We start from the raw sequence: 18,851 nt of genomic DNA, 5'->3' as shown, positions 1-18,851 counted from the left end.
AAAACAGTACACATTCCCCCCCCCACAACTGTATCAAAAGCTACAATTTAATAAATATTTTATATTTCTCTCCCTAACTAGGGATTCACAGAAGAAGGAGTCTCAGGTGTTTTCCGCTGTTTTACTGCTTCTCAGACGAACTATCGTCTTCCTTGAGTTATTGTGGCGCGGTCTGTCAGATTCGCCTTTGCGTTCATCTCTGTCTCGAAGTTGTTGAAGCAGATTCTCTATTTTGTTATAGTTAGTGTCATTCGTTCGGTTTTGGCAGGGAAAAATATTCCGACACTTGCACAACTCTGACAATGTTAAGTACCGCGCGCAAAATTAATTACACATATCTAACCACCTCTTGCATGAGTGCCCATCTTCACTAGGAAATTTATTTTACACAACTACTTATTGAATGACGATGTAAGATAATGCACAACCAATGACTGGCGATATGGAATCCCTACAATCCCAATGAAATGGCATCACTAAAATATTGAAATGTTTTCTTAAACTGATTATTATATGAAGGAGATTGTTTTTTATCGTACCCAGTCAGGAGCCAGCCCCGTTGAAGATTTTTTAAATTCTCTGTCTGGAAAACAAGCTCAAAAAGTGTTGTGGGTGTTACGCTTAATTCAGGAGTTAGATTCTGTACCGAGTCAATACCTGAAAAAATTAGTCAATACTGATGATATTTGGGAAGTGAGGGTTCAGATTGGCAATAATATATTCCGTCTGCTGGGCTTTTTTGGAGAAAGTGATTTAATTATTTTAACGAACGGATTTGCCAAAAAGACTCAAAAAACACTATCTCAAGAGATTTATTTGGCAGAGCAACGAAAACGAGACTACTTAAACAGGAGATTCGACGATGAGTGATGTAGAACAATATATTAACAGGAGAAAACAAACTGACAGTCAATTTTGCCAAGGCTTCGAGTCTGGTTATCTCAGTTTCAAGCTGGGAGTTATCTTATCACAGGCAAGAGAAGAAGCTGGACTGACTCAGGAAGAATTAGCGCGTAAGTTAAATTGGGATAAAGCAACGGTTTTCAACCTAGAAGAGAATGTGGAATCTGTCGGTATTTCTACTTTAGAAAAATACGTCAAAGCTTTAGGAAAGGAACTTATTGTGGAAATAAGATAGCGGCTTCTGTAGGTTGTCGATTCAGAAAATCCCGTCCCGCGCCAACTAGCTGATAGACTAGGGATACCAGCTTTGATCAAGGTATCGCCATGACTACCAACGCAGCAAAAACCCAATGGCAGTATTTAGAGAAACGTCCTGATTCTTGGCGACAGCAGCTATATATCAAAGGAACGAGGATTAAAGCTTCTGTCATCTACTCGGACATGATCGCCAACCAGGAAACCCCCCAAGAGACAGCCGAAAATTGGGATTTACCCTTGGCTGTGGTTGAAGAGGTCATGGAATATTGCCAAACTCATCAGGTTCTGTTGAACTCTGAAGCGGCAGAAGAGCGCCGGATCGTACTTGAGGGAGTTACCATTGAGCCTACCTTTACTCATTGATGAAGATTCCCAAGCCAAGCCTCTAGTTAGCCTGTTAAAGAAAGCTGGTCACGATGTGATCACAGCTAACGAAGCTGGTTTAGCCAGAAAGGTAGATTCTCTAGTCTTAGACTACGCCAGAAGGGAAAATCGAGTGCTGTTAACCCACAACTGTGATGACTTTGAGGCTCTTCACCAAGAAGACCCCATTCACCCCGGAATCCTAGTCATCTATCAAAATGACCTTCGCTCAAAGAATATGGGTCGTCAGGAGATTGTTAGAGCGATCGCCAATCTGGAAACTGCTAATATTCCTCTGGCCAATCAGTTCATCTCCCTGAATCAGTGGAACTATTAGCTTTTCTAGGTTTGGCTAAGGAACAGCCCAACCCAACACCAAAGCTGGACGACAATAGAGTACACACAAAACTGAAATAAGCTGTAGCCTAAGCTACAATTTAATAAATCTTTATATTCCTCTCCCTAACCAGCGATCGAGATTTTGGGGTTTTTGGGGAGTTCAAGAGCTTGGACTTGTACAATAAAGTTGTACAAGTTTCCAAAGACCAAGCAAATTAGCTCTGAAAGCTTGAGGATTACAACTTTTCTCCCGTCGATCCTAGGCATCATTCTAAAAGTCGGCACTTAAAGGTGTACGGGGGAAAGGAATCACATCGCGAATATTGGCCATTCCCGTCATGAATTGTACCAGACGCTCGAATCCTAAACCAAAACCGGCGTGGGGAACAGAACCGTAGCGACGCAGCTCTAAATACCACCACAAATCATCGGGATTCATTCCCTGTTCCTGCATTCTTTGTCTCAGTATATCTAATCGTTCTTCCCGTTGGGAACCGCCGATAATTTCGCCGATCTTGGGTGCTAAAATATCCATAGCGGAAACAGTTTTATTATTGTCATCTAGACGCATATAAAAAGCTTTGATTGTCTTGGGATAATTGGTGACAATCACGGGTTTTTTAAATAGTTCCTCCGCTAGATAACGTTCGTGTTCTGACTGTAGATCTACGCCCCATTCTACCGGAAACTCGAACTGATGATCGGCTTTTTCTAATAACTCGATCGCTTCGCTATAGGTAATCCGGCCAAACTCACTATTAACGATATTCTCGGCCGTACTTAACACCGTTTTATCGATACGTTCGTTAAAAAACTGCAAATCTTCGGGACAATTTTCTAGGACGAATTTAAAGATATATTTAAGGAATGCCTCCGCTAAATCCTGATCTCCTTCCAAGTCACAAAAAGCCATTTCCGGTTCCACCATCCAAAACTCGGCCAGATGACGGGAAGTATTAGAATTTTCGGCGCGAAAAGTCGGGCCAAAAGTGTAAACATTAGATAGGGCCATAGCCATTACTTCCGCTTGTAATTGTCCACTCACGGTTAAATAGGCCCGTTTACCAAAGAAATCCTCGGCAAAATTGGCGGGTTTTTTTAAGTCTAAACTGGTGACAGTAAATAATTCTCCCGCACCTTCGCAATCGTTAGCGGTAATAATAGGAGTATGTACCCAAATAAAGCCTTTTTCTTGGAAAAAAGTGTGAATAGCGGTAGCGCAAGCGTTTCTAACCCGCATTACTGCCCCTAGGGTGTTGGTTCTTCCTCGCAGATGGGCAATAGTTCTCAGAAATTCAAAGGAATGACGTTTCTTTTGTAGGGGATAATCCGCAGGACAGTCACCATAAAGGGTGATTTCGGCCGCTTTTAACTCGATATTTTGCCCTTTACCCGGGGAAGGAACCAAATTTCCCGAAACAGCGATCGCTGTTCCTGTACTAATTGTCTTTAGTACATTTTCGTAATCGGGTAAAGTCGGTTCGAGGATAACTTGTAAGTTGGCCAGGGATGAGCCATCATTAACTTCCAGGAAAGTAAATTCTTTTAATTCTCGTTTTGTTCTCACCCAACCCTGCACGGTGACGGATTGATCGGGTTGTCCTGTCTGAAAAATTTCCTTGATTCTGCTAGTCATTGCTTATCCCTATGTTAGAACCAAAGAGTATTTTAGGATAGAAAGTTCAGATCAGGCTAAAATCAATCTCGAACAGGTCTCATGCTTCTGGTGGAAAAATTATTAAGTAAGCCCAAAAGCCGTAAATTAGCGATTTTTATGGCTTTTATCGGTAGTATTCTCGCTTTACCCTTTCCTATCGCCGGTATTCATAAATTCTATCTCGGTCAACCTCTCTGGGGAATTATTTATCTTCTCCTTTGGCAAACTCCGATTCCCCGGGTGGCTTGCGCGATCGATGCGGTGTGGTATTTAATCCAAGATAACCAATTTTTGGCTAACTATTTTCCCACTGCCACCGCTGCTGCCACTGTCCCCAGTTTAGAGCCTAAACAGGTAGAGGCGATCGGGGCAGCTTTAAGGGAATTAGAGCGCCTCCGGCAAGAAGGATTGATTTCTGAGTACGAATTTGAAGAAAAACGGCGACAATTACTATAATGACACCGCAAAACTGGTTAGGACGCACTTTTAACCCTTTAAAAGCCAAAATTAGCAATGATCCCTATTATCGCTTTCGTTCCCTCGATGAGATCGCTATGGCGACGCAATTGGGCATTAAAATTAATGTCAGTCAAGCGGGTGTGGATGATTGGCTGCGATTGCCGGGGATATCCATCCATCAAGCGCGGATGTTGGTGGAATTGCTGGGTATGGGGGTAGAATTGCTTTGTCTTGAAGATCTAGCGGCTGCCTTGAGTGTTCCTGTGGCTAGATTGAAAGCTTGGGAACCGATTCTAGAATTTGCCTATTATACTCCAGAAAGTCCCCTCGCACCCCCTAAAATCAATCCTAACACCGCCTCGATCGAGCAGTTAACCACCCTACCCCTCGTCAGTGATAATTTGGCAGCTGCCATTATTAAAAACAGAGAAGAACAGGGATTATTTAGGAATATTGTGGATTTTAAAGGGCGTTTGTCCTTAGAAGCTCAGGAAATCTCCCAATTAATGCACTTTTTCCAGTTTTAATCCCAAATTTTAACGAAGGCAGCAGGAAGGTTTTAGGTGTTGGGGGTTGGGGTTTTGGGGTTTTAGTTCAATTTCCCCACTTCCCCACTTCCCCACTTCCCCATCACCCCACAGGTCACTTTTTCAGTAAACCCTAACTATCTTCAGATTCCTCCCCATCACTAGGGGGAACTAGGGCGACAGCAGCGATCGCATCGTCCTCATCGAGTTTTTGTACCCGGATGCCTCCGGCCGATCGCGATTGGGGAGTAATAGCATCGACGGATTGACGGATAATAATACCCCGTTCGGTGATAATCATAAATTCCTCGTTGGGGTTAACAACGTGCAGAGCCGCTAATTTATCGTTCTTTTTGCGGAATTTAATCACTCTGACTCCTAATCCCGCCCGATTTTGCAGCCGGAGGAGGGTAACGGGAACCCGTTTTCCTAGTCCTGCCATGGTAATCGCTAACACCCAGGGGCCATTATTAGCCACTTCGGGGTTAATTTCTTCGCTTTCGTCCTCGGTTTCTTCTTGGTTAGATTCAGCGATTTGGGCGACAATTTGACTAGGTAGGATGTCCATACTGATTAATTCGTCACCTGAGCGCAATTTCATCGATTTTACGCCCTTAGTTGCCCTTCCCAGGGGGCGCAATTGTTGACTATCGGCCTTAAAATGAATTGCCATCCCCTGACGAGAACCGATAATGACGCTATCTTCCTCTTTAGCCAAGCGAACCCAACGCAGTTGATCACCGTCTTCGAGAGAAATGGCGATTAAACCGTTCGATCGAATATTACTAAAGGCAGCGAGGGCGGTTTTCTTGATAAATCCCTTTTGTGTGAGCATAATCAGGTAATTATCGTCGCTGAACTCGCTGACTGCCACCACCGAGGTGATTTTCTCCCCTTTGGGAATCTCTAACAGTTGCACGATCGGAACTCCGCGAGCGGTACGGGAACCGGTGGGGATATGATAGGCGTTGAGACTATAGACAACCCCGCGATCGGTGAAAAAGAGGACGCTATCGTGATCGCGGCAGGTGATAAAGTGATCGATGCCGTCGTCTTCTTTCATTTTCGCGCCAGCTTTGCCCCTTGTCGCCCGATTTTGGGACTCAAAGGTATTAACGGGCATTCTTTTGATGTAACCCTGTTCAGTGACGAGAATTAAGGCCTGTTCGTTAGCAATCAAGTCAGTTTCGGCGATTTCTCCTTCCCGTTGTTCAATATGAGTGCGACGGGGGGTAGCGTGAATCGTTTTGATCTGTTGCAGTTCTTCCTCAATAATGGTGTCGATACGTTCTTTTCTGGCTAAAATATCCTGAAGATCGCTGATTTTTGCCAGTAATTCCCCGTGTTCTTGCTGAATTTTCTCCGATTCTAGGGCGGTTAACCGTCGCAGCTGCATTTGTAGGATTGCGTCTGCTTGCACCTCTGAGAGACCAAAATTCTGCACTAATCCCTCTTTTGCGGTAGCTGTATCGGCAGCACTGCGAATCAGGGCAATGATTGCATCGAGACTAGCGAGGGCAATTAGTAAACCCTGAAGGATATGATCCCTTTCCTCGGCCTTGCGGAGTTCATAACGGGTACGACGGGTGATCACTTCTACCCGAAAATCGAGGAAAACGCGGAGAAACTCCCTTAAAGTCAGTAATCTCGGTTCGTTATCGACTAAGGCCAACATATTCGCCCCAAAATTCGACTGGAGGGGCGTTTGTTTATAGAGATTGTTGAGGACGACGCGAGGATAGGCATCTCGTTTCAGTTCGATCACCACCCGGATGCCGTCGCGATCGCTTTCGTCCCGCACATCGGAAATACCGTCTATTTTGCGATCGTTGACCAAATCGGCGATTTTTTCGATTAATGCCGCTTTATTGGTTTGATAGGGCAGTTCGGTGATAATAATAGCATCTCGATCGGGTCTTCCCCTTTGTTCGATGGTTTCAATGGAGGCGACTCCCCGCAGGGTAATGGAACCGCGGCCAGTGGTGTAAGCTTCCTGAATACCGTCTCTGCCAAGGATATGCCCCCCGGTGGGAAAGTCCGGCCCCGGTATATAACGCTGTAATTCCGTATCGGTGAGATCGGGGTTATGGATGAGGGCAACGGTTCCATCGATGATCTCGGCCAGGTTGTGGGGGGGGATATTGGTGGCCATACCGACGGCGATACCCGATGAGCCATTAATTAGCAGTTGCGGGACTCTAGAGGGTAAAACCACGGGTTCCTGTTGGGAACCATCGAAGTTATCGGCGAAATCGACGGTTTCTGACTCGATATCCTGTAGTAGGGCGTTGGTGGCCAGGGTGTGCAGACGACACTCGGTATAACGCATGGCTGCCGGGGGATCGTTATCGATCGATCCGAAGTTACCATGACCGTTAATCAGGGGATCGCGCATGGAGAAATCCTGGGCCATGCGGACGAGAGCATCGTAAACGGCAGTATCCCCGTGGGGATGGTATTTTCCTAATACTTCCCCGACGACTCTAGCGCATTTCCGGAAGGGGCGATCGGGGGTTAATCCTAGTTCGTACATCGCATAAAGAATGCGCCGGTGTACGGGTTTCAGTCCGTCCCTAGCGTCGGGTAAGGCGCGCCCAACGATGACGCTCATGGCGTATTCTAGGTAGGAACGGGACATTTCATTGCTTAAGTCTGTGGGGACGATATGATCCTGGGCGGCGGTCATAGGGGGGTTAACTCCAATAACAAGGCAAAAAAGCGTTTTTGTGAGTAAATTCGCTAAAAATCGGGCTTTTACCCTTTTGATGTGCAGAATATGCCCATTTGTACGACTATTCTACCATAAAATCTGCCTTTTTTGGGGTTTTGAGGCAGCGCTCAAACTTTTGCTGAAGGTCTTTTCCCTCATTCCGGCCCGATCTTGACACTCTGTGGACTATCTGTCACAATATTGTCATGTAGGCCATTTGTTCTTAAAGTAATGGATTTGCAATTGTCATTATTTCCAGATAATCAACCACGTCAGGCGGTAAGCAAACAGAAAAAAGCCAAGTTAGGTCGTTACGAAAGAATTCAGCGCGAACTAGCAACGGTAAAGCGTGATCCCTATCAAGTCCTGGTCGATGTTAACGTTCCGCTTAAGCCTCTCAATAGCTATAATTTTATCGATCTATTCTCCGGTGCGGGCGGTATAACCCAAGGTTTATTGCAAGCAGGTTTTAACCCTGTAGCCAGTGCAGAAATTAGCCCGATCGCCTCAGCAACCCATCAAAATAATTTTCCTAATTGTCATCATTTCTGCGGTGATATCCATGATTTTAATACTCAAGAATGGTTGGACAAAATTGACAATCCATTCATTCATCTTGTGGTGGGTGGTCCGCCATGCCAAGGATTTTCTGTGGCTGGAAAACGAGATGCTAATGATCCGAGGAATCATCTGTTTAAAGAATTTATTCGCATTGTGGCTGAAGTAAATCCTTGGTATGTTGTCATGGAGAATGTACCCGGTATTCTAACAATAAAAAAAGGAGAAATTAAGCAAAATATTCTGGAAGCTTTTCAAAGTATTGGCTATAGAAATATTTCAATAGCAATTCTTGAATCTGCCGCCTATGGCGTTCCTCAAATAAGACCAAGAGCTATTTTTATAGCCAATAGATTTGGGCTGCCAAATCCTTATCCAAGTCCTCAATTAGTACCGGAGAAATACCAACCGATTGAAGCAGCTATCTCCGATTTACCTGCTTATGAACCTCTTCCCAGTATCAATCACGAATGGACTCGTCACTCCCCCGAATATATGGCCAGAATAGCTCAAGTTCCTCCCGGTGGTTCCTTGTATGAAACTTATGTTGATGCCTTCAAACGACAGTATCGGGGTAAGCCAAGTATGACAATTAAAGAAAATCATGGCGGTACTCATATCCATCCCTATTTAAATCGGGTTATTTCAGCCAGAGAAATGGCTAGATTACAAACTTTTCCCGATTCCTTTATTTTTGAAGGAACAATGAAAAAAGCGATGTGGCAAATTGGAAATGCCGTACCTCCACGTTTGGCAGAGTGTATTGGCTATGCTCTTATTCCCTACTTAAATCTCATAGCTACAGGTAATAAAAATATTGAAGATTTGGCAAGATAAATCACCGCTCTTCAGCTAATTTGATATTAAGAGAATTACGCCATGTTTCAAAATCATACCAACCACAACCTACACAGCCCTGTTCTGCTTCTGCTCCAGATTGAGGAATATTTTCCGGCCAGTTCTCTCCACCAGAATACCAAAATCTGATATCCATTGGTGTTCCTCGCTGACCAGTTTTAATACATTTTTCACAACTTCTTGACTTTAATAAATTATGATTTCCCGCACTATCTTTTTTGAGAAGTTGAAACTTGTTTCTGATCTCAGCTACACTCATATTGACATCATGACTTGGTTCACTTATCCCCCAACGTTCCATAGGAAAACGATGGTCAATAACCAGTTCATGTGACTGTCTGGTTCTGTTTTCAATCACATCTTTATATCGATAAAACTCCAAAATTCTAGTTACTAATTGAGGCGGTATGTTGGCGGAGGCATTCGCCGCTCGCATTTCTCCAGTCCATCGATCCCAAGTTGTTGTTTTCTGACAAATTGGACAGTATTCCCGTTTTGTTTCTATTACTAGCCCCTGGCGACCGCTCCTATTTCCACGCTCTAATCCTTGGATACCAACGCCACCAGCATATTGCTCCGATGCTATTTTTTTCCCTTCACAGGTACGACAATGCCAAGCTCGATCTGATAATAACTCGAAGACTTTGTACTGTGATGAACCCTTTTTAAACTTTGCTTTTAGAGCTTCTACTAAATCAGAACTCATTCCGGTTTCTCTATTTCTATCTCTAAATTTTCCAGTAATTGGGATACAGTTATGTTTAATCCCTTCGCCAGAGTGACAAGCGCGGTAAGAGAAGGATTTCTTACTCCTCGCTCTAGTCCAGATATATAGGTACGATCAAGATGGCAACGTAGCCCTAGTTCTTCTTGTGATATGCCTAAAGCTGCTCTATGCTCTCGGATCATTAACCCCAATACCCTTAAAATTACTGCTTTTGATTTTTCCATAAAGTCTATAATCGTTCTTAGTGGACGATAAATCTACGGACTATCTGTCACATCAATCTCTCGGATAGAAAAACGTCCTCTTGATCAGAAAACTCTTAATATCGCCAATGAAGACCGCCTTTAGCAGTTTTTCCCTCGATAATTAGGATAGAATAAAAATGCGATCAAGAGTTAATATTAAGTACCTAAGCAAAATTAATTACACATATCTAACCACCTCTTGCCTCTTGCCTCTTGCCTCTTGCCTATCTTCACTAGGAAATTAATTTTGCACGACTACTTATGGCCCGATCGGCAGCTCAAGAATCGATGATGATTGAGCTTAATGATCCGGGTTCTTCGGTTTGTGTTATGCAATGGACGGGGGTTATAAGGGATGAAACCTTTATATAGGGTTTGCTGAATGAAGCTAAAACCCTTGTTGGGTAAGGCTTTTAGACTTTTTGTCAATCAAAAAGTGCCAGATATGGGAGTGATCTGGGGGAAAATTCAGGTACTTTTTCCCTGAAAATTAGGTAATTGACCAGATGAAAATCTGTAAAAACCTACACCCCACACCCCACACCCCACACCCCACACCCCACACCCTGTCCCCACCAACAAACTTTTTGCCGCAAACCCTAATTAGAATGCCAAAAGGTCAGGAAAAACGCCCCCAGGCCACACCAATCAGGATAGTAACCCCGAAAAAGAGACGATACCAGACGAAAACCCAGGTACTCTGTTTTTTGAGATAATCTAATAACCAGGCGATCGAAAGATAGGAAAATATCGCCGAGGAAATTACCCCAATACCCAGGGGAATTAATTCACTGGTGTTAATCTGGTCGAGAACGCCTTTAAATTCCACTAAACCGGCTAAAGTTATCGCCGGAATCCCCAACAGAAAGGAAAATCGCGCCGCTACTGCCCTTTCTAAACCCATGAATAACCCGGCAGTTAAGGTGGACCCAGAACGAGATACCCCCGGTATTAGGGCTAAAGCTTGGGCTAATCCCATTAAAACCCCGTCTTTTTGTCGCAAAGTCTCGAAACTGCGTTTATGTTTCCCGATTTTTTCGGCCGTACCTAAGAGTAAAGACATGACTATGGAGGCACAGGCGATCGCTGTCATGCTTCTCAGGGGGGAATTATCTAAATCGGGAATGAAAAGTTTCATTAACAAACCGAAGAAAACGATCGGAATTGTGCCTAGGATAATCCCCACGGCTAAACGAAAATCCTGGGAACGATAATCGGAACTAGCCACCGCTTTCACCATTCCCGTGGATATTTGCCTTAAATCCTGCCAAAAATAGGACAATACCGCCGCAATACTGCCCAATTGAATCACTGCTGTATAGGTGACACCGGGATCTCCCCAACCCAAAAAGACGGGAATCGCTTTTAAATGAGCGGTACTACTAATCGGCAAAAATTCCGTCACTCCCTGCACAAATCCCAACAAAATCGCCTGTAACCAGTCAATTTTGGCGATAGGAATCCTGTTCGTGGTTGATTGGGCAATGGCAGCGGGTGTAATCGCCAAAATCACCGTTATTATCGCTATTCCTAGCCATTTATAGCTTTTTTTCAGGAAGGAAAACATCATTTTTCAGTAAAAAAGGGGTTGGGAGCTTTTTTCAGTTATCAGTAAACAGTAACCAGTAATCAGTGAAAAGACAACAGCAATTTCCCTTTCAGTAAACAATAAAAAGTAATCAGTGAAAAGAAGGCTCCGAACTTGCCACTTAATACTATTCACTGATAACTGATCACTAATTTAAGTATAAATACTTGTTGACAACTCATAGTCGTTATGAGTACACTTAGTTTAGACAAACTCGAAATGAGTATGACTTAGCAATTAGGAGTTGACGATTATGCTACCAAACCGAGAAGGGCAGAGAGTTCCCGATGTCACCTTTCCCGTACGTCAAAATAATCAATGGGTGAACATCACCAGCGAGGAATTATTCAAAGGAAAAACCGTTGTTCTTTTTGCCTTACCCGGGGCATTCACTCCCACCTGTTCCACCTCTCATTTACCCGGATATAACGAATTAGCCCCAGTTTTTCGGGAAAATGGCGTAGATGCTATTGTTTGCTTGTCGGTGAATGATACCTTTGTCATGAACGAGTGGGCAAAAGACCAAGAATGTGATAATGTCGTCTTGATTCCCGACGGTAACGGCGAATTTAGCGCAGGAATGGGGATGTTAGTCGATAAAGCTGACTTAGGTTTCGGTAAACGTTCTTGGCGCTATTCGATGCTAGTCAAAGATGGTGTTATCGAGAAAATGTTCATCGAACCGGAAGAACCGGGAGATCCTTTCCAAGTCTCCGATGCAGAAACGATGTTACACTACATCAACCCATCCGCCAAAAAACCGCCTTTAGTCTCTCTTTTCTCGAAAGTGGGTTGTCCCTACTGCCTCCGGGCTAAGAAAATGTTAGAAGAAAAAAGCCTACAATACGAAGAAATTATCCTCGGACGCGATGCCACCAGTCGTTCTCTGCGGGCCATGAGTGGCAATACTACCACCCCACAAGTCTTCATTGACGGCCAATTAATTGGCGGTTCGGAAGAATTAGCGGCTTATTTAGGAGCATAATTAATCAGTTAGACCTCAAGTTATCTTTCCATTGCAACTGGAGAGATATCTGTGAGAGGTTTTGCCCGGGCAAGTTAGAGCTTTTTTGTTGGGTGTGATTGTAGTCTGATGTATTTCGTTAATCATTTATAGCGTTTCTCAGTCTTATAAAGTACACCATCTGTTGCCTGTTCCCTAACTAACTAAAACCAGAAACTTTGTGCCTCACAAGTATGAGAACTGCTTATTTTGTGAAAGCCCGTGACTTCATAAAGCCAAATGAAAAGGTAGTCGTTATCTTTACAGAGGGAAAACACTTTGTTCTCCACGATGACAACACTGGTTCAACGGGTCAGTGGAAGATCGATCCCAATCGTGAAGTTGACCGTATTATTCTTTATCATCGTGATGATGAGAATAATGCGAATAATTTGTACATAGCGAACCATGCTGGTGCAGAGCCAGCAGACAGGGAAGGTCGATACGACATTCGATTAACTCATGTTCAGTACATAGGGGCAACATCCGTAAATTGGGTTGAGTTTGCTGAAGGTGGGCAAAACCCAATTCGGTATCTTCCTTGATGTAGCTTTGATTACTGAAGGTTCTTGTCATCCACTAATAGGTAGGTGAGAACACGAGGTAAACTATAAGCTGGGAGATTGTGGTGAAAACTTATGAAGTTGACTGTAACACTTGACCGTGACGAAGATGGAGTTTGGGTTGTAGAATGCCCCAGCATTCCGGGTTGTGTCAGCCAAGGTAAAACGAGAGCAGAAGCTCTTGAAAATATCAGAGATGCAATTATCGCCTGCCTTCAAGTTCGTGCAGAACGTGGGCTACCGCTAACGATTGAAACTCACCAAGTAGAGGTAATGGCATAATCATGTCCTCTGCTCTTCCTGTTCTCAGCGGACGTGAGGTAGTCCGAGTATTTGAAACCTTCGGCTGGCAAGTTGCGCGTCAAAGTGCAAGCCATATTATCATGGTTAAGGAGGGCGAACAGGTAACACTCTCTGTTCCTGATCATCGTGAAGTGGCAAAGGGTACGCTTCGTGGTCTTATTCGTACTGCTGGAATTACGGTACAAGAATTTGTTTCTGGCATGAGATGAGCGATAAGAGAGGTCTAACAATTCGAGTGCAGCGGACGGACGAAGGCTGCTGATGCTCAGTTCAAGGTTATCTGATGCCGCTGATTCGATCCGTTACTTGTACTGGGCGCATTGGAAGTATCAGTTATCAGCTACTTGTTGTCCGAATTAATTGGCCGTTTTTCAGTTTATTATCAACGTCCAATAGGATCAAAATCAGTCCCTTATGCAGCCACAAAAATTATCGAGTATTTGTTAACTGATCAAGGAGAAAGATTATGGTAGCCACTCCAGTCAAAACCAAAACCACGGGACAATACTACGCCACCCGCATCGATTTAGGATTAGATATCCGCAAAGCTGTTGTTGAAATCTTAAGCCAAACCCTTGCCGCTAGTTTAGACCTAAAAACTCAGGTTAAACAAGCCCACTGGAATGTAAAAGGTTTAAATTTCTATCAATTACACAGCCTCTTCGACGAAATGGCCACGGAATTAGAAGACTATGGGGACATGGTAGCAGAACGGATTACTGCTTTAGGTGGAACCGCTTTGGGAACAGCACGCATCGCCGCCGCTAACTCGATTCTGCCGGAATATCCTGCTGATATCGTCGATGGTAGTGAACATATCGTTGCTTTAGCCGAACGTTATGCCTTATACGCTTCCCATCTTCGTTCTGCTATTGATACCACTGGCAATCAAGGGGATGCCGACACAGCGGATCTCTATACGGAAATCTCCCGGGACATCGATAAACGTCTCTGGTTCCTAGAAGCGCATCTGATTACATCTTCCGATGTTATCGGTTAAATATAGATAAATATGGGGTGTGTTAACGTAGCTTAATACACCTTAAATTCTCGTAATCGGTAAACGTAGCCAATCGCTTAATTGTTGTGCCAACCAATCTAATTCGGCTTCGCTAATATCTTCACTGGCAGTGATAATATATTCTCGATGGTTGGCAATGAGAACCAGACAAGGAGGAATAATATTAACATTTTCTCCCTGCATAGTGACAGTGACATTGCGACGAATGAGACTATAAATTTCGGAACTGGCGGCATCGGCAGTTAGTTTAAATTTCAGTCCCCAGAGTTTTTGGTAGAGAGAAACTTTTTGGGAGGTAATTTTTAACTCTAGTTCCCCCTGCCAAAAAGATTTGCACAACTGCCAAGATAAACTAGAGGAGATTAAATTGAGCAGAAAAATTAGGATAATTGGGATTAAAAAAGCGACCAGTTTGATCTCGTAAATAGCGACTATGGTTAAGAGGATAATCGTAAAGAATAGGGATGGTAAAAACTGTCTTAACTGGGTTTTGAGATTGTTGAAAAACTTTTGTTTGGTTTTACTAGCGATTTTTATTTGCAGGAGATTATCTTTTTTATAAACAGTAACTTCGCTGCCGTAGGGTTTGGTCAGATTGCCAATAGATACTAAGATCAATTGACAACTATATAAACTGGACAAAGCCTCTGTCACCGAAGGAAAATGATAGTCTGGGTGAGAGCTTGATAATCTTTTTAACCAATAGATGAAAAAAGCACTTAGATTAGTTTTTTGTTCAAAATTTTCGGGTATGTAACTATGCTTAATCCCCGTGGCTAAACTGATCAAACTTTTGCCTAGATCCTGTAAGTCGGTGGTGGGAGAATCGGAATCAAAGGCAAAATCAACTAGATAAAAACGATGGGACTGGGTATCAAAGAGGATATTACTAAGTTTGATATTGCCGTGGTTAAGAGGGACATCCTGCTGATGGAGATAGGAGAGAATCTCCAAGAGATATTTGGCAATTTGTTTGAGGTCTTGTTCTGCTAACAAATAACTGGAGTTAAGATAGTTTTCTAAAGGTTGCGCTGATAAATAAGGTCGGACAATAGCGATGATTTGTTCTTGGGATGAATCTATCTCAAAGCTATCGAGGTATTTGGGGAGAGATGGGTGAAAGAGTTGTCGCAACAGGGTGATTTTACTGGTTATTTCTCCGATAAACTGACTCGCTTGCCCACTAGGAACAGGAATAAGTTTAATGATAACTAACTGGCTGGTGTGTCTGTCCCTAGCTAAGATAGTTTTTTTTCCCAGTAACTGTTGGACTTGATAACGACTATGGAGAACTCGATCGAGCATGGGCGAGGATAGCGTAAGTAGTATCTCTAGGATAGCTCACTCTGGAAACTCTAGCCGCCATCTTTCCCATCCTTTTAATATTTTAACAATTGATTAAAAATTGCCGCCTTGCCTAGAAAGAATTGCTATGGCAGTCCTATTTGAGTTATCTTAATTATCTATTCGCCAAGGCTGCCTCGAAGGGACGAGCAAAAGGGAACGGGGAGCATTTCTAAGACTGCCATGACTTTTTCTTGTTAGTTAATTGCCTAGGAATCCGTTAGGATTGCCTGGAGGCATTAACGGATAGAAAAATCGCTTCAATCCCTGAGAAACCAGAGCAGTTTTCTTGACAGTTACCCGCTCGATCCAATAAAATTAATCTATGTTCTGGAACTATCTTTAAGTTTCTGGGACGGCGATTTTGGGGAGTTGCAAAACGTAGCGATCATCGGATTTCCTAGAACCCTAGACGACAATTTTACCCTTGTGTTGTTCCGTTAGCTATAGCAGTTATCTTAATAGTGAGGTACGAAGTTGCTGCCAGCAAGGGAATCTTTAAGAAATTACCCAAAATCCCTGAGTATAGATATTGACGGCGCTAGACTCCCAACGTATAGATAAATACTGTTTCTGGAAGCCCATGACTGTGAGCTACGAAAAAATTACCCCACCGACAACAGGCTCGACAATTACTTTTTCTGACGGAAAACCTCTAGTTCCCGATGATCCGATCATTCCCTTCATTCGCGGTGACGGTACGGGGGTCGATATCTGGCCCGCAACCGCAAAAGTTATCGATGCTGCGATCGCCACAGCCTACGCTGGTCAAAGGAAAATCCATTGGTTTAAAGTCTATGCTGGCGATGAAGCTTGCGAAATCTACGGGACCTATCAATATCTACCCCAAGATACCTTGACAGCGATTAAAGAATATGGTATAGCCATCAAGGGTCCCTTGACCACTCCCATCGGTGGCGGCATTCGTTCCCTGAATGTGGCTTTGCGGCAAATTTTTGACCTTTATGCCTGTGTTCGTCCCTGTCGTTACTATGCGGGAACCCCTTCCCCCCATAAAACCCCGGAAAAACTCGATGTCATCGTCTATCGGGAAAATACCGAGGATATTTATCTCGGCATCGAATGGAAACAAGGCACGGAAATCGCCGATAAACTGATTAATTATCTCAACACCGAACTAATTCCCGCCACTCCCGAACACGGTAACAAACAAATTCCCCTCGATGCGGGTATCGGGATCAAACCGATTAGTAAGACGGGTTCCCAAAGATTAGTCCGCCGGGCGAATCGAACGAGCGCTGACTTTACCGAAACCGAAAAATCAAGTTACTCTCGTCCACAAGGGTAACATTATGAAATATACGGAAGGGGCGTTCCGGGATTGGGGTTACGAATTAGCTAAAAGTGAATTCCGGGATGTGTGCGTCACCGAGATGGAATCATGGATACTCAGCAATAAGGAGAAAAACCCTGATCTGAGCATTGAAGATAACGCCCGCATGGTGGAACCGGGTTATGATGCCCTCACGGACGAGAAAAAAGCCAAAATCTGCCAAGAAGTGACCAGTGTTCTCGATGCTATCTGGGAAACCCATGGTAATGGCCGGTGGCAAGATAAAATTATGGTCAACGATCGCATTGCCGATAGTATCTTCCAACAGATCCAAACCCGTCCCGATGAATACTCGATCCTCGCTACCATGAACCTGAATGGTGATTATCTCTCCGATGCGGCAGCGGCGATCGTCGGGGGTTTAGGGATGGGACCCGGGGCGAATATTGGCGATGCTTGCGCTATTTTTGAGGCAACCCACGGCACAGCCCCTAAACACGCCGGTTTAGACCGAATTAACCCCGGTTCGGTGATTCTTTCTGGGGTAATGATGTTGGAATACATGGGATGGCAAGAAGCGGCCGATTTGATTAAAAAAGGCATCGCAGCGGCGATCGCTAATCGACAAGTTACCTACGATTTAGCGCGTCTGATGGAACCTCCCGTTAATCCTCCCCTGAAATGTTCCGAATTTGCCGACGCGATTATCTCCCATTTTGGGGATTAATTTTCCGGTTAGGGTAGCCTGAAAACTGCCCTATTTTTCGGGAAATCCCGTTCAGTAACCAAACTTTATAGAACGTTTTTTTGTCTTGGCTAAAGCGGTAATCCGTTTTAGTTCTTTTTCTAGGGATTCGGGAATTTTTGTCCAATCAATTAGTTGGTGAACTTCGGGAAAGAAGAAGCCTAAAAATGCTTCAAAATACTCGGTTAATGCTTCTTTCCATGATTCATCATAATTGGCGGTTGTTTGGTTCATGGCGAGCCGCTGCCAATCAGAAAGTCAGGCGCTCATATCGTATAAGTTCATTATCCCCCATGATTATTAGAAATTCTACCTATTGTAACAAATTTTTAGATTAGGAGCATTGTCTTTGACCTCTTTCAAGCTACCGACAATTACCTCCTCACAATGACAATTTTAGCGGGTGATTGCGAGAAAGCGATCACTATCGGTGACATAAATTTCTCATGAAAGCGACAAAATAAGTAAACATTCGTCTATAGTTATAATGGCTCAGTTTAGCCACCGATATTAAGTTAATTTCTCAGTCTCCATCGGAAACTTAGAACCGTCACCGTCACTTTCTTCATTTAGTATTTCAGGGGACTGTTAACAATTCTTGCGCTGGCATTTAGTAGCTAATCCTAGAGTTAATAATAGTCCGAAAATAGGATCAGGTTCAGGAACTTTGGCTATATTAGTAAGCTTGATATTATCAACTAATAAAGCTGAATTTCCAGCAGCATTTCCTCCTCCTGTCTTATCCACATCAACTACCCCAAACCCTAAAGTATATGTTCCAGTCACCGATATTGGTATCGTGTAGGTTTGATAGCCTGTTTCTTTCGTTACAGGGGAAAAAGAAGGATTGACTGGAAAACTAGATTGAGTATCTGCCAAAGAATATAAAGTATTATTAAGGGTAAAAAAAGCGAAATCATTGTAATCTACATTAGCGGCACTTCATCAGTCAGAAAATTCCAAGAAAAGCTGAAAATATCGCCAGCATTAGCAGTAATAGTCTGTTTGATAGCGGATCCTTCAGTAACAAATAGATTGCTTAACTGATTACCCGATAAGCTGAGAAATGATTCTAAATCATTGGCATTAGTCAAGGATTGACTGTCATCACAAGCACCGATAAAAACACAAGTTTGTAACAATGCTTGATAATTTCCGTTAACTGGTGTAACCTGAAAACTTGAAGTTTCAACGCTCGCTTGTCCACTGGTATTCCAGTCAGAAAAATTACCCGTTTCAAAACTTCCATTGACCACAGCGGCGGGGGAAGTTTCTGCCGTCGCCACTAACAAACCAGCCACAGTAATTAAGGTTAAAGTTGGGAGTTTAAACATGAGTAATTTTCCTGATATATGGTTAATTGTGAGATGGTATATTTCTCTGTCT

At 43.5% G+C, this 18,851-nt stretch carries 20 protein-coding genes and 2 pseudogenes; 13 read left to right on the top strand and 9 right to left on the bottom strand.

Annotated elements, in window-relative coordinates; translation table 11 throughout:
* Positions 1-513 precede the first annotated feature (513 nt).
* From GQR42_RS16640 to GQR42_RS16625, 4 genes are all read left to right on the top strand, one after another.
* Positions 514-870 carry a type II toxin-antitoxin system RelE/ParE family toxin gene (locus tag GQR42_RS16640; protein WP_158200795.1) on the top strand — a complete coding sequence of 119 codons (357 nt, stop codon included), beginning with the start codon at positions 514-516 and terminating at the stop codon, positions 868-870.
* The gene (locus tag GQR42_RS16635) at positions 863-1,138 is read left to right on the top strand and encodes a helix-turn-helix domain-containing protein (RefSeq protein WP_002763755.1); all 276 of its coding nucleotides are present in this window, start codon (positions 863-865) and stop codon (positions 1,136-1,138) included. The genes GQR42_RS16640 and GQR42_RS16635 overlap by 8 nt, the downstream gene beginning before the upstream one ends.
* Before the next feature lie 89 nt (positions 1,139-1,227).
* A complete protein-coding gene (locus tag GQR42_RS16630) occupies positions 1,228-1,524 on the top strand; it encodes a DUF433 domain-containing protein (RefSeq protein WP_158200794.1) in 297 nt (98 codons plus the stop codon).
* Positions 1,502-1,861: a DUF5615 family PIN-like protein gene (locus GQR42_RS16625; RefSeq protein ID WP_158200793.1), complete on the top strand. Its 360-nt coding sequence runs from the start codon at positions 1,502-1,504 to the stop codon at positions 1,859-1,861. The genes GQR42_RS16630 and GQR42_RS16625 overlap by 23 nt, the downstream gene beginning before the upstream one ends.
* A 273-nt stretch (positions 1,862-2,134) precedes the next feature.
* Here the strand turns inward: GQR42_RS16625 and asnS are convergent, their stop codons facing one another.
* On the bottom strand, positions 2,135-3,499 hold the full coding sequence (gene asnS / locus GQR42_RS16620; protein ID WP_158200792.1) for an asparagine--tRNA ligase: 1,365 nt from the start codon (positions 3,497-3,499) through the stop codon (positions 2,135-2,137).
* Positions 3,500-3,580: 81 nt separating this feature from the next.
* On the opposite strand from asnS, the gene GQR42_RS16615 reads away from it, so the two are divergent.
* Positions 3,581-3,976, top strand: coding sequence for an NINE protein (locus GQR42_RS16615; RefSeq protein ID WP_158200791.1), 396 nt, complete (start codon positions 3,581-3,583; stop codon positions 3,974-3,976).
* A complete protein-coding gene (locus GQR42_RS16610) occupies positions 3,976-4,506 on the top strand; it encodes a ComEA family DNA-binding protein (protein WP_158200790.1) in 531 nt (176 codons plus the stop codon). The genes GQR42_RS16615 and GQR42_RS16610 overlap by 1 nt, the downstream gene beginning before the upstream one ends.
* Before the next feature lie 133 nt (positions 4,507-4,639).
* Here GQR42_RS16610 and gyrA read toward each other — a convergent pair whose 3' ends face one another.
* Positions 4,640-7,192 carry a DNA gyrase subunit A gene (gene gyrA / locus GQR42_RS16605; protein ID WP_158200789.1) on the bottom strand — a complete coding sequence of 851 codons (2,553 nt, stop codon included), beginning with the start codon at positions 7,190-7,192 and terminating at the stop codon, positions 4,640-4,642.
* A gap of 255 nt (positions 7,193-7,447) precedes the next feature.
* Between gyrA and GQR42_RS16600 the strand changes: the two genes are divergently transcribed.
* The gene (locus tag GQR42_RS16600) at positions 7,448-8,611 is read left to right on the top strand and encodes a DNA cytosine methyltransferase (RefSeq protein ID WP_158200788.1); all 1,164 of its coding nucleotides are present in this window, start codon (positions 7,448-7,450) and stop codon (positions 8,609-8,611) included.
* A gap of 1 nt (position 8,612) precedes the next feature.
* On the opposite strand, the gene GQR42_RS16595 is transcribed toward GQR42_RS16600, so the two are convergent.
* The 3 genes from GQR42_RS16595 to GQR42_RS16585 form a co-directional block, all read right to left on the bottom strand.
* Positions 8,613-9,338 (bottom strand): restriction endonuclease, encoded by a 726-nt coding sequence (locus GQR42_RS16595; protein WP_158200787.1) that lies wholly within the window; start codon positions 9,336-9,338, stop codon positions 8,613-8,615.
* Positions 9,335-9,541, bottom strand: a complete 207-nt coding sequence (locus GQR42_RS16590) for a helix-turn-helix domain-containing protein (RefSeq protein WP_233271046.1) — start codon at positions 9,539-9,541, stop codon at positions 9,335-9,337. The genes GQR42_RS16595 and GQR42_RS16590 overlap by 4 nt, the downstream gene beginning before the upstream one ends.
* A gap of 682 nt (positions 9,542-10,223) precedes the next feature.
* Positions 10,224-11,174: an undecaprenyl-diphosphate phosphatase gene (locus GQR42_RS16585; RefSeq protein WP_158200785.1), complete on the bottom strand. Its 951-nt coding sequence runs from the start codon at positions 11,172-11,174 to the stop codon at positions 10,224-10,226.
* 271 nt (positions 11,175-11,445) lie between these two features.
* Here GQR42_RS16585 and GQR42_RS16580 point away from each other — a divergent pair, with 271 nt between their 5' ends.
* The 5 genes from GQR42_RS16580 to dps all read left to right on the top strand — a co-directional run bounded on the left by GQR42_RS16580 (position 11,446) and on the right by dps (position 14,061).
* Positions 11,446-12,177, top strand: a complete 732-nt coding sequence (locus GQR42_RS16580; protein ID WP_158200784.1) for a glutathione peroxidase — start codon at positions 11,446-11,448, stop codon at positions 12,175-12,177.
* A gap of 230 nt (positions 12,178-12,407) precedes the next feature.
* Positions 12,408-12,740, top strand: a complete 333-nt coding sequence (locus tag GQR42_RS16575; RefSeq protein WP_170915401.1) for an HNH endonuclease — start codon at positions 12,408-12,410, stop codon at positions 12,738-12,740.
* A gap of 93 nt (positions 12,741-12,833) precedes the next feature.
* Positions 12,834-13,040: a type II toxin-antitoxin system HicB family antitoxin gene (locus tag GQR42_RS16570; RefSeq protein ID WP_002739432.1), complete on the top strand. Its 207-nt coding sequence runs from the start codon at positions 12,834-12,836 to the stop codon at positions 13,038-13,040.
* Positions 13,041-13,042: 2 nt separating this feature from the next.
* Entirely contained in the window at positions 13,043-13,270 is a 228-nt protein-coding gene (locus GQR42_RS16565; RefSeq protein ID WP_158200782.1) for a type II toxin-antitoxin system HicA family toxin, read from the top strand.
* A gap of 257 nt (positions 13,271-13,527) precedes the next feature.
* Entirely contained in the window at positions 13,528-14,061 is a 534-nt protein-coding gene (gene dps, locus GQR42_RS16560; RefSeq protein WP_158200781.1) for a DNA starvation/stationary phase protection protein Dps, read from the top strand.
* A gap of 42 nt (positions 14,062-14,103) precedes the next feature.
* Here dps and GQR42_RS16555 read toward each other — a convergent pair whose 3' ends face one another.
* On the bottom strand, positions 14,104-15,387 hold the full coding sequence (locus GQR42_RS16555; RefSeq protein ID WP_158200780.1) for a protein kinase domain-containing protein: 1,284 nt from the start codon (positions 15,385-15,387) through the stop codon (positions 14,104-14,106).
* Between the two features lie 622 nt (positions 15,388-16,009).
* Here GQR42_RS16555 and GQR42_RS16550 point away from each other — a divergent pair.
* Positions 16,010-17,447, top strand: a pseudogene (locus GQR42_RS16550) (NADP-dependent isocitrate dehydrogenase).
* A gap of 46 nt (positions 17,448-17,493) precedes the next feature.
* Here GQR42_RS16550 and GQR42_RS16545 read toward each other — a convergent pair.
* The 3 genes and pseudogenes from GQR42_RS16545 to GQR42_RS28905 form a co-directional block, all read right to left on the bottom strand.
* A pseudogene (locus tag GQR42_RS16545) lies at positions 17,494-17,699 on the bottom strand (hypothetical protein); the annotation flags it as partial.
* Positions 17,700-18,053: 354 nt separating this feature from the next.
* The gene (locus GQR42_RS28910; RefSeq protein ID WP_233271045.1) at positions 18,054-18,344 is read right to left on the bottom strand and encodes a hypothetical protein; all 291 of its coding nucleotides are present in this window, start codon (positions 18,342-18,344) and stop codon (positions 18,054-18,056) included.
* Between the two features lie 47 nt (positions 18,345-18,391).
* A complete protein-coding gene (locus tag GQR42_RS28905; protein ID WP_233271044.1) occupies positions 18,392-18,799 on the bottom strand; it encodes a hypothetical protein in 408 nt (135 codons plus the stop codon).
* Between the last annotated feature and the right edge of the window lie 52 nt (positions 18,800-18,851).

It is taken from the genome of Microcystis aeruginosa FD4 (genome assembly GCF_009792235.1).
In the GTDB taxonomy this organism is placed as follows: Bacteria; Cyanobacteriota; Cyanobacteriia; order Cyanobacteriales; family Microcystaceae; genus Microcystis; species Microcystis viridis.
This window is presented reverse-complemented; position numbering and strand designations above follow the sequence as displayed.